At 63.1% G+C, this 24,468-nt stretch carries 23 protein-coding genes, 1 other RNA gene and 1 riboswitch; of the genes, 9 read left to right on the top strand and 15 right to left on the bottom strand.

The annotated features are described in order from the left end of the window. The first annotated feature begins 47 nt into the window (after positions 1–47). From prfB to ssrA, 6 genes are all read left to right on the top strand, one after another. The gene (gene prfB, locus LFT47_RS14460) at positions 48–1,163 is read left to right on the top strand and encodes a peptide chain release factor 2 (RefSeq protein WP_236811830.1); all 1,116 of its coding nucleotides are present in this window, start codon (positions 48–50) and stop codon (positions 1,161–1,163) included. Positions 1,164–1,334: 171 nt separating this feature from the next. Beyond that, on the top strand, positions 1,335–2,099 hold the full coding sequence (gene ftsE / locus LFT47_RS14455) for a cell division ATP-binding protein FtsE (protein ID WP_236811829.1): 765 nt from the start codon (positions 1,335–1,337) through the stop codon (positions 2,097–2,099). After that, positions 2,096–3,010, top strand: coding sequence for a permease-like cell division protein FtsX (gene ftsX, locus LFT47_RS14450; RefSeq protein ID WP_236811828.1), 915 nt, complete (start codon positions 2,096–2,098; stop codon positions 3,008–3,010). The genes ftsE and ftsX overlap by 4 nt, the downstream gene beginning before the upstream one ends. A 38-nt stretch (positions 3,011–3,048) precedes the next feature. Continuing rightward, entirely contained in the window at positions 3,049–4,440 is a 1,392-nt protein-coding gene (locus LFT47_RS14445; protein WP_236811827.1) for a M23 family metallopeptidase, read from the top strand. Between the two features lie 64 nt (positions 4,441–4,504). Continuing rightward, positions 4,505–4,975 carry an SsrA-binding protein SmpB gene (gene smpB / locus LFT47_RS14440; RefSeq protein ID WP_028264808.1) on the top strand — a complete coding sequence of 157 codons (471 nt, stop codon included), beginning with the start codon at positions 4,505–4,507 and terminating at the stop codon, positions 4,973–4,975. A 152-nt stretch (positions 4,976–5,127) separates the two neighbouring features. Next, positions 5,128–5,496, top strand: a transfer-messenger RNA (tmRNA) gene (ssrA, locus tag LFT47_RS14435). 133 nt (positions 5,497–5,629) lie between these two features. Here ssrA and LFT47_RS14430 read toward each other — a convergent pair. From LFT47_RS14430 to LFT47_RS14390, 9 genes are all read right to left on the bottom strand, one after another. After that, the gene (locus LFT47_RS14430) at positions 5,630–6,886 is read right to left on the bottom strand and encodes a hypothetical protein (protein ID WP_236811826.1); all 1,257 of its coding nucleotides are present in this window, start codon (positions 6,884–6,886) and stop codon (positions 5,630–5,632) included. Continuing rightward, a complete protein-coding gene (locus tag LFT47_RS14425) occupies positions 6,876–7,637 on the bottom strand; it encodes a TIGR03943 family putative permease subunit (RefSeq protein ID WP_236811825.1) in 762 nt (253 codons plus the stop codon). Before LFT47_RS14425 ends, LFT47_RS14430 begins: the two co-directional genes overlap by 11 nt. Next, complete coding sequence (locus tag LFT47_RS14420) at positions 7,627–8,679, bottom strand: permease (protein ID WP_442863472.1); 1,053 nt, start codon at positions 8,677–8,679, stop codon at positions 7,627–7,629. Before LFT47_RS14420 ends, LFT47_RS14425 begins: the two co-directional genes overlap by 11 nt. Positions 8,680–9,791: 1,112 nt before the next feature. Beyond that, on the bottom strand, positions 9,792–11,351 hold the full coding sequence (menE, locus tag LFT47_RS14415; protein WP_236811823.1) for an o-succinylbenzoate--CoA ligase: 1,560 nt from the start codon (positions 11,349–11,351) through the stop codon (positions 9,792–9,794). 40 nt (positions 11,352–11,391) lie between these two features. After that, the gene (locus LFT47_RS14410) at positions 11,392–12,741 is read right to left on the bottom strand and encodes an MFS transporter (RefSeq protein WP_236811822.1); all 1,350 of its coding nucleotides are present in this window, start codon (positions 12,739–12,741) and stop codon (positions 11,392–11,394) included. A 43-nt stretch (positions 12,742–12,784) separates the two neighbouring features. Then, on the bottom strand, positions 12,785–13,240 hold the full coding sequence (locus LFT47_RS14405; RefSeq protein WP_236811820.1) for a MaoC family dehydratase: 456 nt from the start codon (positions 13,238–13,240) through the stop codon (positions 12,785–12,787). A gap of 42 nt (positions 13,241–13,282) precedes the next feature. Next, positions 13,283–14,506 carry an acyl-CoA dehydrogenase family protein gene (locus tag LFT47_RS14400; RefSeq protein ID WP_236811818.1) on the bottom strand — a complete coding sequence of 408 codons (1,224 nt, stop codon included), beginning with the start codon at positions 14,504–14,506 and terminating at the stop codon, positions 13,283–13,285. Position 14,507: 1 nt separating this feature from the next. Next, positions 14,508–15,401 carry an amidohydrolase family protein gene (locus LFT47_RS14395; RefSeq protein ID WP_236811816.1) on the bottom strand — a complete coding sequence of 298 codons (894 nt, stop codon included), beginning with the start codon at positions 15,399–15,401 and terminating at the stop codon, positions 14,508–14,510. Position 15,402: 1 nt separating this feature from the next. Continuing rightward, positions 15,403–16,344 carry an SDR family NAD(P)-dependent oxidoreductase gene (locus tag LFT47_RS14390; RefSeq protein ID WP_236811814.1) on the bottom strand — a complete coding sequence of 314 codons (942 nt, stop codon included), beginning with the start codon at positions 16,342–16,344 and terminating at the stop codon, positions 15,403–15,405. Positions 16,345–16,467: 123 nt separating this feature from the next. Here LFT47_RS14390 and LFT47_RS14385 point away from each other — a divergent pair, with 123 nt between their 5' ends. Together LFT47_RS14385 and LFT47_RS14380 are read left to right on the top strand one after the other, a co-directional pair. Next, on the top strand, positions 16,468–16,938 hold the full coding sequence (locus LFT47_RS14385) for a MarR family winged helix-turn-helix transcriptional regulator (protein WP_236811812.1): 471 nt from the start codon (positions 16,468–16,470) through the stop codon (positions 16,936–16,938). A gap of 126 nt (positions 16,939–17,064) precedes the next feature. Beyond that, complete coding sequence (locus LFT47_RS14380; protein WP_236811810.1) at positions 17,065–18,063, top strand: S1C family serine protease; 999 nt, start codon at positions 17,065–17,067, stop codon at positions 18,061–18,063. A 66-nt stretch (positions 18,064–18,129) separates the two neighbouring features. Here LFT47_RS14380 and LFT47_RS14375 read toward each other — a convergent pair whose 3' ends face one another. Then, positions 18,130–18,270: a hypothetical protein gene (locus LFT47_RS14375; RefSeq protein WP_236811808.1), complete on the bottom strand. Its 141-nt coding sequence runs from the start codon at positions 18,268–18,270 to the stop codon at positions 18,130–18,132. A gap of 120 nt (positions 18,271–18,390) precedes the next feature. Further along, positions 18,391–18,765 carry a hypothetical protein gene (locus LFT47_RS14370; protein ID WP_236811805.1) on the bottom strand — a complete coding sequence of 125 codons (375 nt, stop codon included), beginning with the start codon at positions 18,763–18,765 and terminating at the stop codon, positions 18,391–18,393. A gap of 75 nt (positions 18,766–18,840) precedes the next feature. Here LFT47_RS14370 and LFT47_RS14365 point away from each other — a divergent pair, with 75 nt between their 5' ends. Continuing rightward, the gene (locus LFT47_RS14365) at positions 18,841–20,292 is read left to right on the top strand and encodes an MFS transporter (RefSeq protein ID WP_442863400.1); all 1,452 of its coding nucleotides are present in this window, start codon (positions 18,841–18,843) and stop codon (positions 20,290–20,292) included. Positions 20,293–20,301: 9 nt separating this feature from the next. Here LFT47_RS14365 and LFT47_RS14360 read toward each other — a convergent pair whose 3' ends face one another. The 4 genes from LFT47_RS14360 to hisN form a co-directional block, all read right to left on the bottom strand. After that, positions 20,302–21,015, bottom strand: coding sequence for a metal-dependent transcriptional regulator (locus LFT47_RS14360; RefSeq protein ID WP_236811802.1), 714 nt, complete (start codon positions 21,013–21,015; stop codon positions 20,302–20,304). Between the two features lie 29 nt (positions 21,016–21,044). Continuing rightward, positions 21,045–21,821 (bottom strand): class I SAM-dependent methyltransferase, encoded by a 777-nt coding sequence (locus LFT47_RS14355; protein WP_236811800.1) that lies wholly within the window; start codon positions 21,819–21,821, stop codon positions 21,045–21,047. Positions 21,822–21,871: 50 nt separating this feature from the next. Continuing rightward, complete coding sequence (locus LFT47_RS14350; RefSeq protein ID WP_236811798.1) at positions 21,872–23,296, bottom strand: aminotransferase class V-fold PLP-dependent enzyme; 1,425 nt, start codon at positions 23,294–23,296, stop codon at positions 21,872–21,874. Positions 23,297–23,331: 35 nt separating this feature from the next. Next, positions 23,332–23,444, bottom strand: a riboswitch (SAM riboswitch). A 161-nt stretch (positions 23,445–23,605) separates the two neighbouring features. Next, entirely contained in the window at positions 23,606–24,418 is an 813-nt protein-coding gene (gene hisN / locus LFT47_RS14345; protein ID WP_236811797.1) for a histidinol-phosphatase, read from the bottom strand. Positions 24,419–24,468 lie beyond the last annotated feature (50 nt).

Here is a 24,468-nt window from a genome sequence, read left to right as displayed (position 1 = left end):
AGACCCCGTGCCAAGGCCACCAATGGATGGCGTACTCTGGAACAACCATGGCTCAGATTGACTTTCCCGCAGAAATCCGCGCGCTTCGCTCCACCTACCGCTCCATCGAACAGGTTTCCGATGTCGAGAAGCTCAAGGAGGAGATCGCAGAACTGAGCGAGCGGGCGGGTGAACCGAACCTCTGGGACGATCCAGCTGCCGCACAGGTGATTACATCGAAGTTGTCCCACCGGCAGTCGGAACTTGAACGGTTGAACAGGCTGACGGGCCGCATCGACGACCTTGAGGTTCTCGTCGAGCTCGGCCAGGACGAAGACGACGACGCCTCCATGGTCGAAGCTGCCACGGAACTCGACTCTATTCGCAAGGCCCTCAAGGAACTTGAAGTGGTAACCCTGCTCTCCGGCGAGTACGACGAACGCGAAGCGGTCGTCACGATTCGTGCGGGCGCCGGCGGTGTTGACGCGGCGGACTTCGCCGAAATGCTCATGCGCATGTACCTACGCTGGGCGGAACGCCACGGCTACCCGACTACAGTCATGGACACTTCGTACGCCGAAGAGGCCGGCCTCAAATCAGCCACTTTCGAGGTCAAAGCGCCGTACGCCTTCGGTACCCTCAGTGTCGAAGCCGGGACGCACCGCCTTGTCCGCATTAGCCCCTTCGACAACCAGGGCCGACGGCAAACGTCCTTTGCCGCCGTCGAAGTCATCCCGCTCATTGAGCAGACCGACTCGATCGACATTCCGGACAATGAGATCCGCGTCGATGTCTTCCGCTCGTCCGGGCCTGGCGGCCAGTCAGTCAACACGACGGACTCCGCAGTACGTTTGACCCATATCCCCTCAGGGATTGTCGTCTCCATGCAGAACGAGAAGTCCCAGCTGCAGAACCGCGCGGCCGCAATGCGCGTGCTCCAGTCGCGGCTCCTCCTCCTGAAAAAGGAGCAGGAAGACGCTGAGAAGAAGGCATTCGCAGGTGACGTCAAGGCATCGTGGGGGGACCAGATGCGTTCGTATGTCCTCAATCCGTACCAGATGGTCAAGGATCTGCGGACTGAACACGAAGTGGGCAACACGTCAGCGGTGTTCGACGGCGACATCGACGACTTCATCGACGCCGGCATTCGTTGGCGCACGGGCAACCGCAACGCCGAGGGATAACGGCGCCCGCGCTGTTTGCCTGTTTGGGCGACACACCGCACCAAGCCCGCGATTCCGTCGCGGAGCGTGCGTATAGTCGAAGAGCCGGCGCTCAACTTCCCCCAACGAAAGCCCGTGCGCTGGCCGTTGGACTGGTCGAACGTGGCATGTCCGGCGGGGTTCTGAAGAGTCATGATCCGATTTGAGAATGTCACCAAGGTCTACGACCCCAATGCCCGTCCGGCGCTGGATGCTGTCAACCTTGAGATTGACCGTGGAGAATTCACCTTCCTCGTCGGGGCCTCTGGCTCCGGCAAGTCGACGTTCCTGCGGCTCATTCTGAAGGAAGACCGGGCAACATCGGGTTCGGTGTACGTCGCAGGCCAGAACGTAGCCAACATTTCAAGCTGGCGGGTCCCCAAGCTTCGCCGTGGAATCGGTGTCGTTTTCCAGGACTTCCGCCTGTTGCCGCAGAAGAATGTCTTCGCCAATGTGGCCTTCGCCATGCAGGTGATCGGCAAGAGCCGCAGCATCATCCGCGAGACAGTTCCGGAAGTGCTGAAGACTGTTGGGCTTGAAGGCAAGGAACGCCGCATGCCCCACGAGTTGTCCGGTGGTGAGCAGCAGCGCGTCGCGATCGCCCGTGCCGTCGTCAACCGCCCCGGCATCCTCCTTGCGGACGAACCCACCGGAAACCTGGACCCCATTACCTCGATGGGCATTATGGGTGTGCTCGACAAGATCAACCAGAACGGCACCACTGTGGTCATGGCAACGCACGACGACGACATTGTGAACGAGATGCGAAAGCGCGTGGTGGAGCTCCGGGCCGGCGTGGTGGTCCGTGATGAGGCAAGGGCCCTATATACCTCGATGATTCCGGTGGTGGGAGAGTCCCGGCGAATGAAGGACGCGAGCGATGCTGAAATCGATCGCGCACAGGGGGTCCAGCAGTGAGGCTCGCTTTTATCCTGGGCGAGATCGGCAGCGGCCTGCGCCGGAACCTGTCCATGGTGATTTCCGTTGTCCTGGTGACGTTTGTCTCCCTCACCTTTGTCGGAGCTGCCGGCATGCTGCAGATGCAGATCAACCAGATGAAGGGTTACTGGTACGACAAAGTCCAGGTTGCCATCTTCCTCTGCAACGACTCCTCGACTTCGACGGGATGCGCTTCGGGCGCGGTCACCAAAGAGCAGCAGGCCAACCTGGCCAAAATGCTCGATTCGCCGACAGTCAAGCAGTACATCACCGACTACCAGTTCGAATCACAGGCCGACGCGTTCAAGCACTTCAAGGAACAGTTCTCCAACTCTCCGATCGTTGACTCGGTGACACAGGACCAGCTTCCTTCGTCTTTCCGAATCAACATGAAGGACCCCCAGAAGTACCAGATCATCAGCGAGACCTTCTCCTCCCAGGCCGGGGTGGAGACCGTCAGCGATCAGCGCCAGGTCCTGGAACGGATCTTTGAATGGATGAACGGTGCCTCTGTTGCGGCAATGGTGGTCGCGGGAGTCATGATCTTCTGTGCCGTCCTGCTCATCACCACCACCATCAGGCTGTCCGCGTTCAGCAGGCGGCGGGAGACAGGCATCATGCGTCTCGTCGGAGCGTCAAAGACCGTTATCCAACTGCCGTTCATTCTTGAAGGCGTCATCGCCGCGGTCGTGGGTGCAGTCTTGGCTTCCGGCACACTGTGGCTGGTTGCCCAGTTCTGGCTTAACGGTGACTTGTCGCGGCAGTTCCTGAACACTCCGTTTATTTCCTCGGCCCAGGTACTCGTGATTGCTCCGGTCCTGATAGCGTTGGGCGGCGGCCTGGCCGGGATATCTTCACTTCTGACCCTCCGTCGATATCTCAAGGTCTAGCCATGAAGAGCACAGATCCCGGGCGAATAGGACAGCCGATGACACGGAAGTACCAGGCTGCGCTGCGGCTGCGAAAAGTTAGAGGCCGTGCGAAGGTTGCTGGATCCGTGCTGGCCATTGCGCTCGCGGCGAGCCTTGGCACTGCCCCGATGGCACACGCTGACAACCTCGATGACCAACAGGCCGCCCTCAACGCGGAGTCGGCGAGGGTCCAGCAGTCCTTGGAATTCGTTGATGCCAACATTGCCAAGGCCGCCGGCGACCTTGTGGTCTATCAAGGACAGCTCCCGGGAGCTCAGCAGGCACTTCTCGAAGCCCAGGGCAAGGTTGCCACAGCGGTGAAGGAGGCGGACGCCCTGGCGGCCCGCGTGGACCTCGCGCAGCAGAGCAAAGCCCAGATCACCCAGCAGCTGGAAAACGACAAGCAAAAGATCACCGACACCAAGAAGCTCATCGGCCAGATCGCGGCTCAGGCATATAAGTCCGGTGGCGTTCCCACGAACGTTGCGTTGATGTTCGGAGCGAACGACGGCGGCAACCTCACGGACACCATGGACCTCGCCAACCAGGCGATGCGCAGCCAGAACGCCACGATGACGAAGTTGACGCAGCAGAGCGCCACGAACGTTAACTCCCAAGCCCGGCTCACCGCCGTCGAACAGGAAATCCGCGACCTCAAGGCGAAAGCGGACGCGGCGCTTGAGCGCGAAAAGGCAGCCCGCGATGATGCCGCTGCCAAGAAGGCGGAAGTGGACAAGCTGATATCCGACACCACCCGTCTTAACAGCCAGCTTCAAGCGGCCAAGCCCGGAATCCAGGCCCAGCTCCAACAAGTGAAGGCGAATCAGGACGCAGTCGCTGCGGAGATCTCGGAGCGCGACCGCAAACTGCGCGAAGCATGGTTGGCCGAACAGCAGCGACTGGCCGCAGCCGCTGCGGCAGCCGCTCAGGCACAAAACCAAGCAGCCCCGCAACCTTTTGTCCCCCCAGCGAGCAACCCGCGCTCCAACTTCGGCCTGATCCACCCGGTGCCCGCGAACATCCCGATCACCTCGGGCTTCGGGTGGCGTGCGACGCCGCCTGGGACCATCGATTTCTACGGCCAAGGCGGCTACATGCACACGGGCATCGACTTCGGCGCCCCCTGTGGAACCCCGGTATACGCCGCCGCTGCCGGCACGGTGTTTTCAGCGGGCTGGGGTAACGACGGCGGTGGCAACCGTGTCAAGATATCGCACGGAGTCATCAATGGTGATTCCCTGACCACGGTTTACTACCACAACACCAGCGTGGTGGTTTCTTCCGGTCAGCAGGTGAGCCAAGGCCAGCTCATTGCATATTCAGGGACCACGGGTAACTCCACTGGTTGCCACGTGCATTTTGAAACCTGGGTGAATGGGCAGGCCGTCGACCCGATGAACCTTTTGTAGCCCGCACGACAGCGGTCTACTGGCGTAGACTAGTGTGATTCTTCGACAACCAAGGAGTTCTACCGTGCCCAAGGAAAGTGGCCGTAAGGTAGTGGCCACCAATCGCAAGGCTCGGCATGACTACCACATATTGGATACCTATGAGGCCGGCATTGCCCTCATGGGAACCGAAGTAAAGTCCCTGCGTGAAGGCCACGCCTCCATGGTGGATGGCTTCTGTACTTTCTACAATGACGAGTTGTGGATGGAGGGCATCCATATCCCTGAGTACAACCAGGGGAGCTGGACCAACCACGCGGCGCGCCGCCGGCGGAAGCTGCTGCTTCACCGCGAGGAACTCAACAAGATCTCCGGCAAGATCCGTGAAACAGGACTGACGGTCGTACCGCTCCAGCTGTACTTCCTGGATGGACGCGCCAAGGTCGAGATTGCGTTGGCTCGAGGCAAGAAGGATTACGACAAACGGCAGACCTTGCGCGAGCAGCAGGACAAGCGTGAATCACTGCGTGAACTGCGCGAGCGCAACCGCCGCTGACTTGCCCGGAAAGCGCAGCCGAGTACGTCGCCAGCCAATGCGTGTCCCGGAATGTTCGGGTGCCGCGATGCGTTATGATGATTAACCCGGCAAGTTTTCATGGTGGTAGCTTTCGAGCGACCATCGTGCTGCTGGGATTGATAACAAAATACGGGGATGATCGGTTTCGACGATGTTAGTCGCGACAGGTGAAGCGGGCCGAGGATGCAGAATTATCTCGTAAACGCTGTCTGCAAACCAATAAGTGCCAATTCAAAGCGCACTGACTTCGCTCTTGCTGCCTAAGCAGTAAGACAGTCCGTCAGCCCGAGGTTGCTATTGCCCCGGATCCTGGCGTCATTTAGATAGCCACTGCTGTTTGCCTTCGTCATCGAGGCGAGCGGGACTTTTAGATGACTGGGCCCGGATCAGCTACTTGTTCGCACGATAGCTGGGGCCGAGAAAGTCCGACGCGAACTGCGCCCGGAGAAGCCCTGACAACACGACATCGGACGGGGGTTCAATTCCCCCCATCTCCACTTTTTGTGATGAGTCGAGACATCCTTCATGGATGAGTCGGGTCATCGGTAACACCCCGGTCTTCGGACCGGGGTGTTTTTCTTTGTCTGGGTGCGGACCATCAGACCTCCGGAGCCAGCCGGTGCCCGGGTTCGCTCAACCGCACCAGTTGGGGAGGAAACCGGGAACGCTTTTCAGGACCGTGCCCGATTTCACGTCCACAAGGCCGGTCCGTATGGGGGTCGGCTCGGGGAGGACGGGGTATTGGTCGCCGGCATATTGCGGTGCGGCTGTTTCGACGGCGAGGTAGTCTCTGGCCGGCGAGACGCAGGTGTCCAGGATGCGTGACCACGCGGCGTCAGGCTGGTAGAGCATGCGCGAGCCGTTCTTGTCGGTGAGATTGACCAGAGAGGTCTCTTTCCCGCCGTCGTACTTTCTCACTACCTGTGCGTACTGGCCGGAAGCGTCGAGGACCAGGGGCTGGCTCGCGGTGGTGGTGACCCCGTTCGCGGCATCCGGTACGAAAGCACCGGGGAGGGTGAGCGGCGTGGAGGTCCCGGTGGTGAGGTTGATGGTCGAATACCGTGGCGGGTCTATGCCTTTTTTCAGCCCCGCATCGGCGACGGCGAGTTCGTCGGTGCCGGGGACGAATCCGAGGATCCCGGCATGCGCGCCCAGGGGCGACACTTTGCCGGTTTCCAGCGCGTCAATGAGGAACATGGACTGATCGTCGGTCTGCGCCACCAAGGTGGCCCCGCCCGGGACAAAGCGCCAGTCGGCGGCCGAGACCGGACCGTTGATCCCCTGGACGGCCCGCGGAGCCGAGGACGGATTGTCGACGTCGTACACGAAGAGTGATTTCCAGTACTGGCCTGTGCCCGAAGACGCGGTGAAGGTGAAACCAATGAGGTGCTTGGATCCTGCCGCGTGAAGGTTCGCCACTGTCCCCAGGCTCGGCAATGGAACGAGTGTGGGCGGTCCGCCGGTGAGGGGGGCGATCTCGAGGGAGCTGGTGTTGTCGTCATTGAGTGTGACGACGGCCAGGGCGGAGGGAAGGGCGGCATACTCCTGGATGCGTGGGGCGCTGACAATGACAGAGCCCTGATCGCTGCCGGAGAGGCTTGTGCCGAGGATGGTGTCCGGTTTCTTCAGCCCTGAGTTGTCTTTACCGGTGTCCCTCTGCAGGGTGTACAGGTCAAAGGTGGCAGGAGTGGCGGATCGGGCCAGGGCAGAGGTGGAATTGGGGTGCGGAAGCTTCGAAAGATTCGCCGCGGTCAGTGCGCCGGCAAGCAGGGCGAGGATCGCGAAGGTGCCGTAAAGGCGCCGGGCGAATCGACGTCCCGCCAGGAGCTCTGCCGCCGCCGCAACCGCCGCAGCCCGCTTGGCTGAGACGGGACGGCGCTTAGTAGACATAGGGCTGCGCCGGCTGTGTGGTGGGCTTGATGGAGTCCGGGATCAGAACGATTGCCTCACGGCTGGCCGCGTTGGGGTTGGCGCGAAAGCTGCTGCTGACCGTGACCCAACTGTCGGTTTTGTATTCGTTTTGCCACCCGGGGTGATAAACCGGAACGCCAATCGGCTGGGCATCGACAGCGCAGCAGGTCACCACAAAACGGGTCACGAAAAAGACGTTTGGATCTGTCTTGTCCGTACTGATGAACCCGGTCACGGTGGCAGTCTTGTCGGCAAAAAAGTCCTGCCCAGCGCCGGACCGAAGCAATGATGCCCAGTCCCTCACTGTGAACGCGGAGTAGTCTCCCTTGCCCGGCAGCGCGGGTGCTTTCAGGGTGAGGGCGGATGCTGAGCCGTTGAGGTCCCGCTGTGCGACAGTGGCAGCAGTAAGGGTCGACGGCGGCAGGATCAGCAAGGCGACGACGGCGGCGATGATGGTCAGCACGCTCCCGACCGGCCACAGCCAGCCCCATCGCGAACCGGCCTCGTCGCCGTGCTCATGCTCGTGCCCGTCGTGGGCAGTGGGAGCAAAGGCGAAGGCCGCCAGGGCAAGCACCCCTGCGATCACGGCCATGATGACCGTGAACACGAAATACCGCGGATGGATATACAAGGCAAGCTGGCCGGACAGGCTCAGCCAGACCGTCGCGATGAGGCCGATCAGGCTGAGGACCACGCCCTGCCAGCGGCCCACGAGCCGCCTAATGACCATAGTTGACCGCCAATCCGAGGACCGCGGCGCAAAGCGCCACTAGCAAGCTGAGCTGAAGGAGGGTCTTCGCAGTGAACGTGGTGCGCATCAGGGCGAGCATTTTCACGTCGATCATGGGCCCGAAGACGAGGAAAGCCACGATGCCTCCCGGCATGAAGGTTGCTCCGAACGACAGGATAAAGAAGGCATCCACGTTTGAGCAGATCGCCACGACGAAGGCCAGCAACATCAACGCCAGGACAGACCACACCGGGTTGCTGCCCAAGGCCACCAGCACTTCCCGGGAAACGGCAACCTGGATCAGCCCCGCCATGCCCGCACCAACAAAGAGGGCGGGCATCATTGCGCGCGTCTCCTGCGAGAACATCTGCACGCTGCGCCTGATCCTCCCGGCAGGGCCGGCGTGGTGGTCTGCCACCGAACAGGTTTCCTGGAACCGGGCGGTCAGCAGCTCCGCGGGCCGCGGATGCCGGCTGTAGATCCAGCCGACAAGGTTGGCGATGAAGAAACCGCCCAGGACGCGGGAGGCCAGGATGCCGTTGTCCCACCCAAACGCCTGCGCGGTGGTGACGATGGTGACGGGGTTCAGGATGGGTGCCGCGAACAGGAAGGTCATCGATTCCGCAACCGTGAGGCCGTTGACCACCAGACCACGCGCCAGCGGAACATTGCCGCACTCGCAAACAGGCAGCAGCATTCCCAGGAGCGAGAGGACCAGCCTCCGCAACGCCGGGCTCCGGGGCAGGCGGCGGAGCAGCAGGCCCTCGGGCAGCCAGACCTGGACGGCGATCGAGAGAACAATCCCGAGGAAAACGAACGGCAGGGACTCGATGACAACGCTGATCGACAGCGTGGCAAAGTCGCGGGCGGCGTTGGGAAGCGCAAACGCCTCCGGCGTGGAGGGTGCCAGCACCCGCACAACTGCGAACAGTGCAACAAGGGCTAGGCCGACGATGAGACCGGCGGCAGACTTCGACGTGAAAGCACGGGACGGGCTTCCGCGCTCGCCTTCCGGCTGTTCGCGTTTGTCGACCGCAGGCAGCGTCACAGTCACTCCTTACTCCTCGGACCCGGTCGGGGACTCCGGAAGGGGCCGCGAAAACCGACTGTACACGTCGGTCACCTTCGCGACTAGCCCGTCACCCCCACCGGTTTCCGCGCAGGAAATCCCTCCACTACCCGCTGAGCGGGGCACCCGGAAGAAATCGAGTGCCTGGTCTAAAAGACAGGTAGCGGACACTCAAGCAGCTGCGCGGGAACGACAGTATTTTGGTGAGGGTCAACCACCTACGGGTGTGAGTGGTTGGCACCCGGGCCGTCCTAGTGGTGCGGACTCCGGGCCGCGGGCTCGTCATCCGAGCTGTCGATGTTGTCCGTGGGACTCCCGGGTTCCCCGTCGCGATGTTTCGCGACGCGTTTTCTATCAACCAGCCTGCGTCGCTGGTGGCCAAAAACCATCACAACGGCTACCAATGCGGCACCGACAAGGACCATTACGACCCATATCCACTGTTGCCCGTCCACGTTCTCCCCAATCTCAGCCCGTCGGCTGGGTCCGGCATTGTGCTGCGAAAGGCACTCGCCCCGTCTGCCTAGGCTGCGAGGGCGGGCCCGGTAAGGAGTCGGTCTTGCTCCTGATCGTTTGCGTAGGCGATGCACCGACCCCGGTTGAGAAGCGGGTAGTCCATTCAGCAAGCCCCCTTGCTTTTTTGGCTGCGGCCCCTCGCCAGTCCGGGCCCAGTCGTTGCAATCCGCCCATCTCTTGCGGCATGGACGCTGTCCGACACGCTAGGACTGCTGGCGATTGCTGTCTTGAGTAGTCCCTACTTGTTTTCGGGGACCCCTACGCGACCGCTATTCCGGTCCGTCGAGTGGGGTTGTTAACCAGCTCAAGAAGGTCACGACGGCGGTATTAGCGGCCGCCGTCGACGGTGTAGATGCGGTCGGGTGCGACATGCTCGCCGCGGTTCAGTCGAAGCCCGCAAGATCTTCGTAAAGGTATACGACGGTCTGGCGGCTTCGGCACTGGCCCACGTCGCTGCGATCGTTGCCGACGCTGCACCGTCCCTCGGTGGATCTGCGTCATGCCTCCCTATCGAGACGGGAGGCTGAGCAAGAACTGCGGATCCGCCACGCAACGTGCCGACGGCCCCGTCAGGATACGGTGCTCCGGCGGAGTTCGCTCTTGCGGATCTTTCCACTGGCCGTTCGCGGCATGTCGTCCACGAATACCACTGACTTCGGGATTTTGTAGCGGGCCAGTCTGCCGGCCAGGTGCTCCTTGAGTTCGTCCGCGGTCAAACAGGCTCCCTCGCGCAGAACCACCACTGCACGCGGCACCTCTCCCCACTTCTCGTCCGGCACGCCGATGACTGCCACGCTGCCTACTGCGGCGAGTTCACTGATCGCTTGTTCCACCTCGGCAGGATAGATGTTCTCGCCACCCGAGATGATCATGTCCTTGAGCCTGTCCGAGACGAAGACAAATCCGTCAGCGTCCTTGTAGCCCATGTCTCCGGACTTGAACCAGCCGCCGTCTTCATACGATTCGGCCGTGGCATCGGGCCGGTTCCAGTATTCGTGGATGACGTTGGGACCCTTGATCTGGATTTCGCCCACCGCGCCCTGCCCGGCAAGGCCGCCTGCGACGTCGGCGATCCGGACGTCGCTGAAGAAGTGCGGGAGCCCGGAAGAGCCCGCTTTGTCCCGGGACCTGGCGGCTGGCAGCGTGGTGGCGCCCGGCGCCGTCTCGGTCATTCCGTAGCCATTGGAGAAGTGCAGTCCGCGCGCCTCGTACGCTTCCAGGACGCGCATCGGAACTGCCGATCCGCCGCAGGTCAGCTTGTTGAGGGAGCCAAGGTCCGACGTCGGCCAGGCCGGGTGCTCGCAGAGCATCTGGTAGGTGGTGGGCACCCCGCTGATGGTGGTGGCCCTGTGCTGCTCGATGAGCTCCAGGGTGCGTTGGGGATCGAACCTCGACTCCAGGACCACGGTCCCGCCCTTGAGCAGGGTAGGCAACACCCCCATGTCGAGCGAGGCGACGTGGAACATCGGCGAGATCATGAGCGCTACATCGCTGGACGAGAAATCGAAGTCGACAATCACGTTGATGCAGTTCCAGGTGATGTTCCCGTGGGTCAGCAATGCACCCTTGGGGCGTCCCGTGGTTCCGGAAGTGTAGAGGATCATGGCCCCGTCATCGAGTCCGACTTCCTCATCCAGATGCCGGGCCGCTCCCGAGGTGACGACGTCCTCATAGTCCTCCGCCGCCGTCGGGGTTTGGCTTCCGGAAGCGGCGCCACTGTCGCCCCGGAAGGAATCGCCGACGACGACGCGCCGGCCCACGCGGGTGCCTTCCGCGCCGCTGGCCGCAAGGCCGTCGAGGCTCGCTGAGTGGATCAGCGCAACGGCACCGCTGTCGTCAAGCTGGAAATTGATCTCCGGCGGCGCCAATCGGGTGTTGAGGGGCACGAAGATCGCCCCGAGCTGCCCACAAGCAAAAAGCGTTTCCAGGAAAGCGGGGTGGTTTTCCCCGAGATAGGCCACCCTGTCGCCCTTGGCCACGCCCCCGGATCTGAGGGCGTTGGCGAGCCTGTCCGATCGTTCCGCAAATTCCTCATAGCTGAGTCGGCGGTCTCCGAAGATCAGTGCAACCTTGCTTCCGGACTTCGGGCGGCGGCGCTGCAGCCACGAACCGATGCCAAAATTCTCCATGACGGTCCTTTCTGATTCCCGAGCTAGACCCTTCCCGGCCTCAAGGCCGGACGGTCTGCAAATCGTTGTTCTTCGGTTCCCGGGTCAACAGGATGAAGATGATCGAGACGACGGACATCGCAGCCAGGTAGAAGACCACCGAGCCGGTGTTCTGGCCGGAGTCCTTGAAGATCTGGGCCACGATCCCCGGCGTGAAGCCCGCGCCGAGGAGCGTCGCGAGCTGGTAGCCGAGCGAGGCTCCCGTATAGCGGGACGTGGTGCCGAACTGCTCGGAGACGAAGGCGGCCAGTGGCCCGAAGAGTGTTGAGTGGATCATCAGGCCGATGGTGAAGGCGACGAAGACCAGGAGGATGTTGTTCGAGGACAACAGCTGGAACATCGGGATCAGATAGGCGATGAAGAGCACGAGCCCGCCGATCATCACGGGCCTGCGGCCCAGTTTGTCGGAGAGCCTGCCGCCCAGGACCACGAAGGCGATGGAAATGAAAGAAGCGGCCGCGAAGGCGTACAGCACGCCTTGGCGGTCGGCGCCCTTGGAGACGGCGAAGGTGACCGCGAACGTTGCCAGCACCACTTGGAGGGCGAAGCCGGCAGCCCCAGCGAGCATGGTGAAGATCAAGGTCCTGGGCCGGCGCAGCACCTGGAGGAGCGGGATGACGGGCTTCGCGGCGGCACGGTTGTCAGCGTTCCGGGCCACCCTTTCCTGTTCGATGGCGGCTTTGAAGATGGGGCTCTCCGAAACTTTGAGCCGGACGAACATGCCCACCGCAAGCAAGACAAACGAGAGCAGGAAGGGAACGCGCCAGCCCCAGGCGAGGAACTGGGAGTTTGGCAAGGCCGAAAAGGCACCCATGATGAGGGTGCCCAGCACGGCACCCGACGGCGCGCCGGCATTGACGAACGAGGCCGCGAAGCCGCGCTTCCCCGATTCCGAATGCTCCAACGCCATCAAGGCGGCTCCGCCCCACTCACCGCCCACCGCGATGCCCTGGAAGACCCGGAGCACCACAAGCATCACGGCGCCCCACGGACCGGCCACGGAGGCGCCCGGGACCAGGCCGATCAGCGCGGAAGCCAAGCCCATGACCAACATGGAGACAATGAGCATTCCCTTGCGTCCCAGCTTGTCGCCGAAGTGCCCGAAGATGACTCCACCCAGCGGGCGCGCCACATATCCTGCGGCGAAAGTTCCGTAGGCGGCCACGACGCCCACCCAGTCGTCCATTCCCGAGAAGAAGACCTTGGGGAAGACCACGGCTGCGGCTGTGGCATAGAGCAGGAAGTCGTAGTACTCGATGGTGCTGCCCAGGTAGCTGGAAGCAATGACCGTGCGTGCTTCCTTGCGTTTGGTGGCCACGTCCATGGATTGAAGCTGCGATATTTGGGACATCGTTGTTCCTTAAGGCAGGGGTCGGGGGAGTGCCTTGTAGCGGCTATTTGTAGAAACGGGCGAGGAATTCGGCCACGACGGCGGGGCGTTCCTGGCCTTCGATTTCGATGGTGTTGGACACTTTGATCTGGGCGCCGCCCTTGACCTCGGTGACTTCGGCGATGGTGGCCTGCATGCGGATCCGCGCCCCCACTTTGACCGGGGACGTGAAACGGACCTTGTCGAGGCCGTAGTTCACCTTGGTGGTGACGCCTTCGACGTCGAACAGCTCGCCCCAGAACGGGATGATAAGCGAGAGCGTGAGGAAGCCGTGGGCGATCGGGGCGCCGAACGGGCCGTCCTTGGCGCGTTCCGGATCGACATGGATCCACTGGTCATCCCCGGTGGCGTCCGCGAACTTGTTGATCTGCTCCTGGGTGATTTCGCGGTATTCGGTGACGCCGAGATCGGTTCCGGCGAGGGTGAGCAGTTTGTCGAAGTCGACGACGAGATTGGGCATTGTTGCCTCCTGGTGGTTGTGGTGGGTGAAGAGAGTGCGGGGCTAGCGGGTGAAGGCGCTCTCGCCCGTAAGCGCGCGCCCCACGATCAGGGCGTTGATTTCGTGCGTTCCTTCGTAGGAATAGACGGCTTCGGCGTCGGCGTGGAACCGGGCAACATCACTCTCGAGTGTGATTCCGTTGCCGCCCGCCAGCTCGCGCGCCATTGCGACTGTTTCCCGCATGGCCACGCAGCTTTGCATCTTGGCCAGCGCGGAGTCCTGGTCTCGGTAGACCCCGCGCGCCTGTTGTTCGGTCAACCTGACCACGAGGGACAAGCTTGCGGTGAGGTTGCCAAGCATCCGGGCCAGCTTCTCCTGCACCAGTTGGAAGGAACCCAACGGGCGGCCGAACTGTTGGCGCTCGCGGACGTAGCGGAGGGCTGCTTCGAAGGCGCCGGCCTGGATGCCGGTGGCGATCCAGGCGACATCGGAGCGCATGGCCCGGAGCATTGCCGCCACGTCCTTGAAGGAGTTCACGTTGTGCAGGCGCATGGACTCGGGGACCCGGACGCCGTCGAGCGTGATGTGGGCGTTCTGCATCATTCGCAAGGAGGTCTTCCCGTGGATCTTCTCCAAAGTCACCCCGGCGGCTTCGCGGTCCACGAGAAAGGCCTTGACCTGTCCGTCGGCGACATCCCGGGCGAACACCGCGAGGACATCGGCCGTCGAAGCGCCCCCGATCCAGCGCTTGGCACCGTCGAGCACCCAGGCATCGCCGTCGCCGTCGGGATCGCGCCGTGCGGTGGTGGAGAGTCCGCCGGCAATGTCCGATCCGGACTCCGGTTCCGTCAGGGAAAAGACGCCCTTGAGCGAGAAATCGATGATACGCGGCATCCACTCGCGCTGCTGTTCCTCCGAGGCGCCCACCCGGATGGCGGTGCGGAAGAGGCCGGCTTGCGCCGTGTACCACGTGGCCAGCGAAGCATCCGTGCGGGCGAGTTCGAAGATCCTGAAGCCTTGGTAGATACCCCGGGCGGGACCGTGAACAGTCAGCTCCGCCGGTTCCATGAGGTCCAGGTCGATGAGCGGCTGGGCCAACCGCGCAGGGAACTCGCCGCGCTCCCAGTAGTCGGCCAACAGTGGCTTCGCTTCGCGGTCCAGGAAGTCGCGCAGCCGACTCAGTACCCGGCGCTCGTCCTCGGTGAGGAGGGACTCGGCGTCGTAGTAGTCGGAGACGTCGTAGAGGCGTTCTGTAACCGCGGTCTCCACATGGGTTCCCAGGCTCATGTCAGCCGTCCAATCCGAGCAGCCGCACGGCATTGTCCTTGAGGATCTTGGGCCGGACCTCGTCCTTGAGCGGGAGCTCGGCGAAGGCGGCCAGCCATTTCTGCGGGGTGATGAGCGGGAAGTCCGTGCCGAAAAGGACTTTTTCCTGCAGCACCGAGTTGCACATGCGCACCAGCGACTCGGGGAAATATTTGGGGGACCAGCCGGAGAGATCGATGAACACGTTGGATTTGTGCGTGGCGATGGAGTTGGCCTCGTCCTGCCAGGGCACCGAGGGGTGGGCCATGATGATCTGCAGCCCGGGGAAGTCGGCGGCCACGGCGTCGAGCAGGAGCGGGTTGGAGTAGGCCAGCTTGATGCCGTAGCCTCCAGGAAGGCCCGCGCCCATGCCGTTCTGGCCTGTGTGGAAGATGGCCGGAAGGCCCAGTTCCTGCAGCGTCTCCCAAAGTGGGTAGAACTGTTCGTTGGAGGGATCGAAGCCCTGCAGGCTCGGATGGAACTTGAAGCCGCGGGCGCCCAGGTCGATGGCCTGATGTTTGGCGCCCTGGATGGCCTCGGCGCCGGTGCGGGGATCCACGCTGCCGAACGGGATCAGCACGTCGTTGTTCCTTGCTGCCCCCGCGATCAGCTCGGGGATGCTGTTGGGCTCGTGCTTGAGTTGCGTGCGGGCGTCCACGGTGAACACGACGGCGGCCATGTTCAGTCCCCGGTAGACCTCGGCGATCCGGTCCAGCGAGGGTGTGCGGTCCTCGGCCTTGAAGTACTTGGCTGAAGCCTCCGTCAGGGCCGCTGGAAGGGATTCGTGGCCGTAGCCGTCCACTTCGAGGTGGACGTGCATGTCGATCGCGTCAAGTTTTGCGGCGTCGATGCCGAGTTCGTAACGCTGTGCGGCCATGTCAGCGCACCTGTGCCGCGGCGGTTTCGGGGTGCAGTTCTGCCGGGAGCGGCAGGAATTCCTCGCCGACGCTTTGCAGCTTGTCTGCGAACAACGGGCCGAAGTTCTCCAGAAGGTCCTGGTATCCCCACCCGCCCTCGCGGTATTCGGTGGCGGCGGCTTCGGGGTGGGTCCAGAGCTGGAGGCGGTCACCTCCGGCGCCGATGGCTTGGCCGGTGATTCCGGCCGCTTCGTCGGAGGCGAGGAAGGCAATGAGTCCGGAGACGTCGTCGGCCGTCCCAAAACCGAGCTCATGGCGGAAGAAACGCGGCATGGCCTCGCTGCGTTCGTCCGCCTCCACCGCTCTGCGGAAGTACGGGATGGTCTTGGTCATGGCCGTGGCGGCTACGGGGATGACCGCGTTGGCAGTGACGCCGGCCTTCTTCATTTCCAGTGCCCAGGTCCGGACCATGCCCACGATTCCGGCCTTTGCGGCGGCGTAGTTTGTTTGCCCGAAGTTGCCGCGCTGCCCGGTCGGGGAGCCGATGGCGATGATGCGGCCGGCAATCCCGTTTTCCTTGAAGTAGCCGAAAGCTTCTCGGGCGCACGTGAAGGTGCCGCGGAGGTGGACGTTGATGACCAGGTCGAAGTCTTCGTCCGTCATCTTCAGCAGGCTCTTGTCCCGCAGGATGCCGGCGTTGGTGACGAGAATGTCCAGGCGGCCGAATTCCGTGACGGCTGCGTCCACCAGCTGCTTCGCTGCTTCTGTGCTGCCTACGGGAGCGACGACGGCGACTGCCCGGCCGCCGTCGGCCTCGATGGTCCGGACCGCTTCGCCGGCCACGTCGGCGTCGACGTCGTTGATGACTACCGCCGCGCCTTGACGGGCGAGTTCCCGGGCGTACGCCAGACCCAGGCCACGGCCGCTTCCGGTGACAATCGCTACTTTTCCTGACAGGCTCATCGCTGCTCCTTTGCTCGATCCCCGTGCATCCAAGCCTTCGGCGTGGGATGCTGTTCTGTATCCATGAAATTACGTATAGTTGAAAATGTCAACGATTGATTTTGAAGATTATTGGAGTCTGTTATGACGATCGAGACGCAGGACGAGCAACGGGCCGCCACGAAGGACCGCCTGGCCGCCGCTCCGATCAGCCACGACGTGGGTTTCCTTCTGGCCAAGCTCCACGCCGGCGGCTCGGCAGTGAACAACCGCGTGCTTGCTGAGTTCGACCTCAAGGTGAGGTCGTACTCAGTGCTGATCCTGGCCAACAGCGGCCTGGAGCCCACCCAGCGGGAGTTGGCGGACTTCCTCAGCCTCGACCCCAGCCAGATCGTCGCCTTGGTGGATGATCTGGAAAAGCGGAAACTCGTGGCCAGGGCGCCGGGCAATCAGGACCGCCGGGCCAAGACAGTGACTGCAACGCCGAAGGGAAGCGAACTGCTCGCCCAAGCGGCCATTGCGGCCCGCCATGCGGAATCCGAAGTGTTGGCCGCGCTGGACGACCGGGAAGCCGCCCAGCTCAAGGCGCTGCTGCGCAAGGCATTATGGGGTTAGGCGTCGTGGAGTTGGGTTCCCCATCATCAGCGGCGTGACGGAGTTCACCCACGGCGTAGGACGGAACGGACTAACCGAAGCGGCGTATTCGTTGATATAGACACCACCGGTTACAGGAGGTGCACGATGAGTACGTTGCCGGAACAAGTATTTCCCGAGGACATCCCTGACGCCCCGTCGGATGACGAAGCCTTGGACGCCTACTCGCGGACAGTGATGCACGTCGCAGAGACGGTCACGCCGCATGTCGCAGCTTTGGAGATGAGCAGCGCCCGCAGGAACGGGCAGGTCAGGATCGGAAGTGGATCGGCTGTCGTGTTCACGGGGGACGGTTATATGCTGACCAACGCCCACGTGGTCTCGGGCCTTCGCTCCGGGCGGGCAATCTTCGCTGACGGAACCCACACCGACGTCGAACTCGTCGGTGCGGATCCCTTGTCCGATCTCGCCATCGTCCGGGGCCATCACACGCCGCCGCCGGCTATCCTGGGCAACGCGGAGTCGCTGCACGTAGGCCAATTGGTCATCGCCGTGGGAAACCCGCTGGGGTTGGCTGGATCCGTGACCGCGGGCGTCGTCAGCGGGCTCGGGCGTTCCATCCCGGTCAGGTCCGGACGGCACAGCAGGGTCATTGAGGACGTTATCCAGACCGACGCCGCGTTGAACCCGGGCAATTCCGGGGGAGCCTTGGCCGACACCAAGGGACGGATTGTGGGAATCAACACCGCCGTGGCTGGCCTCGGCCTTGGACTCGCAGTACCCATCAACACCACCACCCAACGGATCATCGCCGCCCTGCTGAAGGACGGCCGGGTCCGCCGGGCGTACCTTGGCTTGGTGAGCACCCCTATTCCGTTGGACGCGAATGCGGTGATCCGGACAGGCCAGAAGGAAGCGCTTCGGGTGGTGGAAGTCATCGCCGGATCTCCGGCGGAGCGGGCGGGAATACTTGCTGGAGACCTGGTCCTCAGCGCACAGTCGCGGGCCGTTTCCAGCGCCGAGAGCCTTCAAAAGCTCTTGTTCTCGCAGGCCATTGGGGAGCCGTTCCTGCTCACGGTCCTGCGCGACGGCAAAGTCCACGCAATTGTCGCCGTGCCCAGCGAAATGACTGACGCGGATTCGTGAGGAGCCGGGGTCACGACGGGAACCATTCAGCTAAAAAGCCGGGGCCAAGTTGGCTCCGGCTTTTTGCTACTTCTTCCGCATCCTCAAATGGGCCACCGGATCCACAGCGGCGTCGGATTCGTGCTTGGCACGCTTCACTGCCCGTTTCTCCTTGATGGTCTTCATACTCTTTTTCGTCTCGTGCTGGTGCGGCGCTTTGTCAGGCATGTCATGCTCCCTAACTACGGATCTTTCGTGAAGATCCTGCAAAGAGGGTCCTGAAAGGCCCTCTCCTTGTAAGTTACGCCTGTTTCAGGCGAAATCAACCGACCCCAAACGCTCAGGTGTTTAGGCTTCGGAGGCCGGGACGTCCACAATGCCCACGAACCGCGAGCCGATTCCTTCGTACTCGCTGCGGACCTCTCCGGGCAGGATCCCGGGAACCTCGCTGTTCCGGTGGTGGCCACAGAAAACGTAGGTGAACTCCGGCCACCATTTCTTGGGACGCGCAGCCTCGGTGTAACCGCACACGACGCAGCTCAAGTGCACCCACACAGGACGCTTCCCGGTGCGGTTGGCGCGGGATTGGACGAGCCACTGCGGCGGATTGTCTTGCAGCTCGCTCAGCTCGGCTTGTGAAAGCCTGGAGGGGATGCCGTGGCGTTGGGCCATTTCCATCGAAATATCAAGGGCCAATGCGGCGTCACGTCTGCTAATCACCATTCAACGATACGGGACTTTCGCCGTGGCAGGATCGGACGGGGAATCCGGACGAGAGCGGACAAGCAGGCGTAGGCTGTGCTCATGACCGACGCAGCGGCCCTGCTGCCAAGTACTCCGCTCCAAAAGCGGGTCCTTGTTGTGGCTATTGTGGCTTCTTTCATCGCCATTTTGGATGGCTTCGTGGTGAACCTCGCACTCCCGGCGATTGGCCGCGAACTGGGTGGTGGACTTGTCATCCAGCAATGGGTGGTGGATGCCTACCTTTTGACCCTGGGCGCGCTGATCCTCGTCGCCGGATCCCTGTCCGACCACTTCGGCCGCGCCCGCATCCTGGAATGGGGACTCGCCGGCTTCACCCTCACCTCCGTCACGTGCGGCCTTGCGTGGAACGGGGAGGTGCTGGTGGTGTCAAGGGCCCTGCAGGGGATCGCCGGGGCGCTGCTTGTCCCGAGTTCCCTCGCCATGATCGTCACGTTCTTCTCCGGGCCAGCGCAGTCCAAGGCAATCGGCCAATGGTCCGGCTGGACCAGCGCGGCCGCGATCGTCGCCCCGCTGATCGGCGGCGCATCCGTCGATCTGCTGTCCTGGCGCATCATCTTCTTCATCAATGTGGTTCCGGCCGTCGCCGTCTGGCCGATCCTCGCCGGGCTGCGGAAGTCCGATGCCGCGACGGACACGAGCAAGAAAATCGACTACCTCGGCGCATTCCTGGCCATGGTGGGACTCGGTGGCCCGGTCTACGCTTTCATCGAACAAGGGCGCATGGGCTGGAGCAACATGGTGGTCTGGATGCCGCTCGCCGTCGGAGCCGTTGGCCTGGTCCTCTTCCTGATCCACGAAGCCAGGACCCCGGAACCAATGCTGCCCCTGCGGCTCTTCGGAATCCGTAATTTCGGTTGGGGAAACATCGCCACGCTGGCCATTTACGGCGCCCTGTCCCTCGGCTTCTTCGCCGTAGGCATCTACTTGCAGCAAGTGGGAGGGATGAAAGCAACCACGGCGGGCATTGCGTTGCTCCCCGCGACGGTCCTCCTGATGCTCACGGCCTCATTTTTCGGCGGACTGGCCGGCAAATACGGTCCGCGGTGGTTCATGACGGCAGGGCCGTTCATCTGTGGAGTCGGTTTTCTCATGACGTTGGCCGTCCAGGAGCCCTTGAACTACTGGACCCAGGTGCTGCCCGGGCAGATCGTCTTCGGGATCGGACTCAGCACCTTGGTGGCGCCCCTCACCGCGGCTATCCTGGGCGCGGTACCCACCGAAGAGGCAGGGATCGGCTCCGCAGTGAACAACGCCGTGGCCCGCATCGCAGGCTTGATCTGCATCGCATTTGCCGGGCTCATCATCGGCCCGGTCTTCACCCGCCAAGGTCTTATGAACGCCGTGGTGGTCACCGCTGTGCTGTTCTTCCTCGGGGCGGCGGCATCCGCCGTCGGGATCCGGAACCCGGTCTTGGGCGCTGCGGTGATGGACTCTCCGGACGGTCCAGCCGCCGACGACGGCGGGACGGCTGCCCAGCGCGCCTGACGGTTTTCGTCAGCGTTCCGCGAGGACGCAGCCTTCGTGGACGGCGTCCGTGGCCACCCAGAGCGCCGAAGCGACTTCATCGGCGAGATCGTAGTCGCGGCTGCCCGGACCTTTTCCGATCCGCACCACCAGCGCACCGCCGAAAGGTTTGCGGCCAATCACCTCGATGCTGGCATCGAGGTCGATTTCCTCGGCAGACAGGTACCGCAGCAGCTCCGGGTTTTCGTCGCTGATCCGGGTGATCTTCCCGGAATGGCCGTCGTCGAGCTCGATCATCCGGTGCGCATGCGGCAGGCTCACCGAACCGTCCGCGGCGGGGATGGGGTCACCATGGGGATCGCGTCCGGGGTTGCCCAGCTTGGCGGCCATGCGATCGATGAAGGTGTCCGAGACGGCGTGCTCGAGCATCTCGGCCTCGTCGTGGACTTCATCCCAGCTGTAGCCCAACTCCCTCACGAGGTAGGTCTCGATCAGGCGGTGCCGGCGGACCATGCCCAGGGCCAGCTGTATGCCCTGGGGAGTCAAAGTAATGGCGCTGTACGGCTGGTGGTCCACCAGGCCTTGGTCCTTGAGCTTGCGGACCATCTCAGAGACGGAGGAATTCGCGACACCGAGCCGCTGCGCGAGCTGCGAGGAGGTGATGGGTTTGTCCTGCCACTCCGTAAAGGAGTAGATGACCTTGACGTAGTCCTCGATCGAGGAGGAGGGCGCACTGGTCTTCACGGTTCCAAGCCTATCGCGTACCGGCCGAATCAGACTTTCCGCGCGCGCCAGCTCTGCGTGAGATAAGGCAATGGGATGACCTCGCCCTCGGAATGGCCCAGATGTTCGAAGAGGTACCACTGAAGGTTGCCCATGACCTTTGCCCGGGTGGCGTCATTCGCCCTCAGGTAGTAGCTGCGCGACTTCACAAGTTCGAGGATATCGGCCGGAGTCACGGGATCCTCCCAACGTGTCACGTGACTTTCGAGGTCCGCGAACTCCGGGCCCACCACAGGCCGGAAGTCCGGTTTATGGACATCGCCCGCATGCATGATGCGGGTCAAACGATGGACCCAGGGCACCGAAGTGTCCATTTGGTTCCAGATCAAGCCGATAGTGCCCTGGGGTCTAAGGATCCGGGCGATCTCGGTGCTCGCGGCGAGGGGATCGCACCAATGCCAGGCCTGGGCAACGCTGACGACGTCGAATGCTGAGTCCGCCAGCCCAGTTGCTTCGGCCGTGCCCTTCAGGGCGACCACTTGTGGATACGTTTTGCGGAGCTGGGTGAGCATGTCCATGGAGGGGTCCACTGCGGACACCGCTAGCCCGCGCTCGACGAAGAGCGCAGTGAACTTTCCGGTGCCGGCGCCGATGTCTGCCGCGTCCCGGGCGCCTTCCGGCAGCAGCCAGTCCGCCGAATCCGCAGGGTAGCCGGGCCGGACACGATCATAGTGTTCTCCGCCGTCCTGGAAACTCCGGCCGAGTTCAAGGCGCCGTTCCTCATAGAGCTTGGGGCCGGCTGACGTGCCTTTGGGTCGCGTGGCCACGCGGGAACTCCTTCGTAGGACAGGAAAAATACCCTACGAATCTACCGCAATCAGTCGGTGCTGCAGGGAGCGGCTCCTGCGGTCCCTGGAGTGTTGGGAGCCCACTCCGGGTAGCTGCGGTGGTCGTTCGCCGGTACCCAGCGGCCGGCATCCACTACGTAGTCCCAACCGAGGCCGTTGCTCTTGAGCGCCTGGATGCCCGCAATGAGCCGGGTGGCGTCTTCCAAGCGCGAGCCCACGCCGAAACTGGCTCGAAGTGATCCGGAAGGTAGTCCGAGGCGCTTGAGCAGCGGGTGGGCGCAAAAGCGTCCGTCGCGCAGGCCGATGCCGTGCTCGGCCGCAAGATAGGCAGCCACAAGTCCGGCGTCGTAGCCCTGGAGCGAGAAGTTCACGACGCCGATGGTGTCCTGGGGATCGGTGTCGCTGAAGATCTGGTGCACCGTCACGCCGTCGATTTGCTTGAGGCCCTCGACCAGGTGCGAGCGGATGGCTGCCTCGTGGGCGTGCCATTCATCGTGGTCGAGGCCGGCGATGACCTGCGTGGCCCGGGCGAGAGTGGCCGCGCCGAGTACGTTCGGCGACCCGCCTTCGTGCCTGGCCGGTCCTGTGGCCCAGCTGACGGAATCGAGGCGCGCTTCGCGGACGGCGCCGCCTCCGGCCAGGTGCGGCGTGCCGGCGTCGAGCCAGTCGGGACGGCCCACCAGGACACCTGCGCCGAACGGTGCATAAAGCTTGTGCCCCGAGAAAACCAAGTAGTCGACCTCCGCTGCGGCGATGTCGATTCTGCGGTGGGGGGCGAGTTGCGCCGCGTCCACCACAATCCGCGCGCCGAATTCGTGGGCCAAGGCAGCGAGTTCCTTGATGGGGAGGATTTCACCGGTCACGTTTGACGCGCCGGTGACGGCCAGGAGGCTGACGCCACCGTGGGAGAGGGCCGTGCGGACATTGCCGACGGTCTCGGACAACGTTCCCACGGCAACGATGCTGCGGTGTGGGACACTTTGCCACGGGAGGAGATTGGCGTGGTGCTCGATGTCCAGGTAAAGGACTTCGCCAATGTGTCGACCGTCTTCAACCGGCAAGCAGCCGGCCAGCAGATTGAGGGAGTCGGTGGTGTTGCGCGTGAAAATGACCGAATCGTCCGGCCGCCCGCCAACGAAGTCACGGACGATGTTGCGGGCGTTCTCGTAGACCGAGGTGCTGATTTGGGAGGCATAGCCCGCGCCGCGGTGGACGCTCGCGTAGTACGGCAGGATCTCGTTGAGGTACGCGGAAACCACCGTCAGGGCAGGTGCGGAAGCGCCGTAGTCAAGGTTGGCGTAGCGAATGTGGCCGCCCTGGATCAGGGGTGCCTGCAACTCCGCGCCGGTGACCGCGGCGAGTGGGCGCGATGCCCGGGGGAGGGTTTCACCGCGGTGCTGTGCAGATTCGTTGTTCACCGAAAGAACCGGGGAAGTAAATGTGGCTGTGCTCATGGGACCTCACTCAAGAGGGACCCCTGCGTGCAGGGGGTCCGCGCTTGCCGCATCCGTTCCGGACCGGCCGGGTCGTCACCCGGGGCACCCCGCCGCGATGGAGGGTTGCCGGCCAGCAAACCGGGGTTTCGCGCTGGCACTCGTGACCTGTAAAGAGCGTAGGACACCGGCAAGGCTCATTCCAATGTGACCGGCGATTGTTAAGCGGATTATTACACCGCCGCAAAAATATGCCTTCTGCCGAAGAAAAAGCGGCGGACACCCCCAAAAGTGGGTGTCCGCCGTCGTTTATTCAGTGGAGAGAGTGGACTAGAGGAGGTCGTCGAGCTCGGGGTTGAGTCTCTTGAGGACCTCGGAGTGCAGGATTGAGTTAGTGGCCACGGCGTTTCCGCCGAAGGGACCATCGGCGCCGTCCAGGGACGTGAAGCGCCCGCCGGCTTCCGTCACGATCGGCACCAAGGCCGCCATGTCGTAGACCTGGAGTTCCGGCTCGGCGGCGATGTCCACGGCGCCCTCAGCCACGAGGCAGTAGGACCAGAAGTCACCGTAGGCACGGCTACGCCAGACATCGTTCTCGAGGCCCAGGAAGTTGTCCAGCTTATCGTGCTGCTTCCACTCGGAAAGCTCGGAGTAGGAGAGCGACGCGTCTTCGAGCCGCGACACGTTGGAAACCTTCAACCGGGTGGCTGCGGCGAGCGATCGGCCCATGTAGGCGCCCGAGCCCTTGGCCGCCCACCAACGCTTGCCGAGCGCCGGAGCGCTCACGAGCCCCACTACTACCTCGCCCTCGTCCACGAGGGCGATCAGCGTGGCCCAGACGGGTACGCCACGCACGAAGTTCTTGGTCCCGTCAATGGGATCGATGATCCAACGCCTCGAGCCGTGGCCCGTGCTGCCGAATTCTTCCCCGAGGACGGCGTCGCGGGGGCGGGAACGGGAGAGCTGCCCACGGATTGCTTCCTCGGCTGCTTTGTCGGCATCGGTGACGGGGCTCAGGTCGGGTTTGGTCTCGACCTGGAGGTCGAGTGCCTTGAACCGCTCCATTGTCAGGGAATCGACGGAGTCGGCCAGGACGTGTGCCAGCCGCAGGTCGTCGTTGTAGCTCGAATCGGGTTGGGTCATGGTTCCAAACTACCGTCTCTTCGCCGGTGAGCCGGGGATGTAGGACGGCA

Origin of the sequence: Arthrobacter sp. FW306-2-2C-D06B, assembly GCF_021789175.1 — a bacterium.
Classification (GTDB): Bacteria; Actinomycetota; Actinomycetes; order Actinomycetales; family Micrococcaceae; genus Arthrobacter.
This window is presented reverse-complemented; position numbering and strand designations above follow the sequence as displayed.

Excerpts from the sequence above, each read along its gene's own strand:
- prfB (WP_236811830.1), top strand. The coding sequence starts at position 48 with ATGGCTCAGATTGACTTTCCCGCAGAAATCCGCGCGCTTCGCTCCACC.
- ftsE (WP_236811829.1), top strand. The coding sequence starts at position 1,335 with ATGATCCGATTTGAGAATGTCACCAAGGTCTACGACCCCAATGCCCGT.
- LFT47_RS14445 (WP_236811827.1), top strand. The coding sequence starts at position 3,049 with ATGACACGGAAGTACCAGGCTGCGCTGCGGCTGCGAAAAGTTAGAGGC.
- LFT47_RS14430 (WP_236811826.1), bottom strand. The coding sequence starts at position 6,886 with ATGTCTACTAAGCGCCGTCCCGTCTCAGCCAAGCGGGCTGCGGCGGTT.
- LFT47_RS14425 (WP_236811825.1), bottom strand. The coding sequence starts at position 7,637 with ATGGTCATTAGGCGGCTCGTGGGCCGCTGGCAGGGCGTGGTCCTCAGC.
- menE (WP_236811823.1), bottom strand. The coding sequence starts at position 11,351 with ATGGAGAATTTTGGCATCGGTTCGTGGCTGCAGCGCCGCCGCCCGAAG.
- LFT47_RS14410 (WP_236811822.1), bottom strand. The coding sequence starts at position 12,741 with ATGTCCCAAATATCGCAGCTTCAATCCATGGACGTGGCCACCAAACGC.
- LFT47_RS14405 (WP_236811820.1), bottom strand. The coding sequence starts at position 13,240 with ATGCCCAATCTCGTCGTCGACTTCGACAAACTGCTCACCCTCGCCGGA.
- LFT47_RS14400 (WP_236811818.1), bottom strand. The coding sequence starts at position 14,506 with ATGAGCCTGGGAACCCATGTGGAGACCGCGGTTACAGAACGCCTCTAC.
- LFT47_RS14395 (WP_236811816.1), bottom strand. The coding sequence starts at position 15,401 with ATGGCCGCACAGCGTTACGAACTCGGCATCGACGCCGCAAAACTTGAC.
- LFT47_RS14390 (WP_236811814.1), bottom strand. The coding sequence starts at position 16,344 with ATGAGCCTGTCAGGAAAAGTAGCGATTGTCACCGGAAGCGGCCGTGGC.
- LFT47_RS14385 (WP_236811812.1), top strand. The coding sequence starts at position 16,468 with ATGACGATCGAGACGCAGGACGAGCAACGGGCCGCCACGAAGGACCGC.
- LFT47_RS14380 (WP_236811810.1), top strand. The coding sequence starts at position 17,065 with ATGAGTACGTTGCCGGAACAAGTATTTCCCGAGGACATCCCTGACGCC.
- LFT47_RS14375 (WP_236811808.1), bottom strand. The coding sequence starts at position 18,270 with ATGCCTGACAAAGCGCCGCACCAGCACGAGACGAAAAAGAGTATGAAG.
- LFT47_RS14370 (WP_236811805.1), bottom strand. The coding sequence starts at position 18,765 with ATGGTGATTAGCAGACGTGACGCCGCATTGGCCCTTGATATTTCGATG.
- LFT47_RS14350 (WP_236811798.1), bottom strand. The coding sequence starts at position 23,296 with ATGAGCACAGCCACATTTACTTCCCCGGTTCTTTCGGTGAACAACGAA.
- hisN (WP_236811797.1), bottom strand. The coding sequence starts at position 24,418 with ATGACCCAACCCGATTCGAGCTACAACGACGACCTGCGGCTGGCACAC.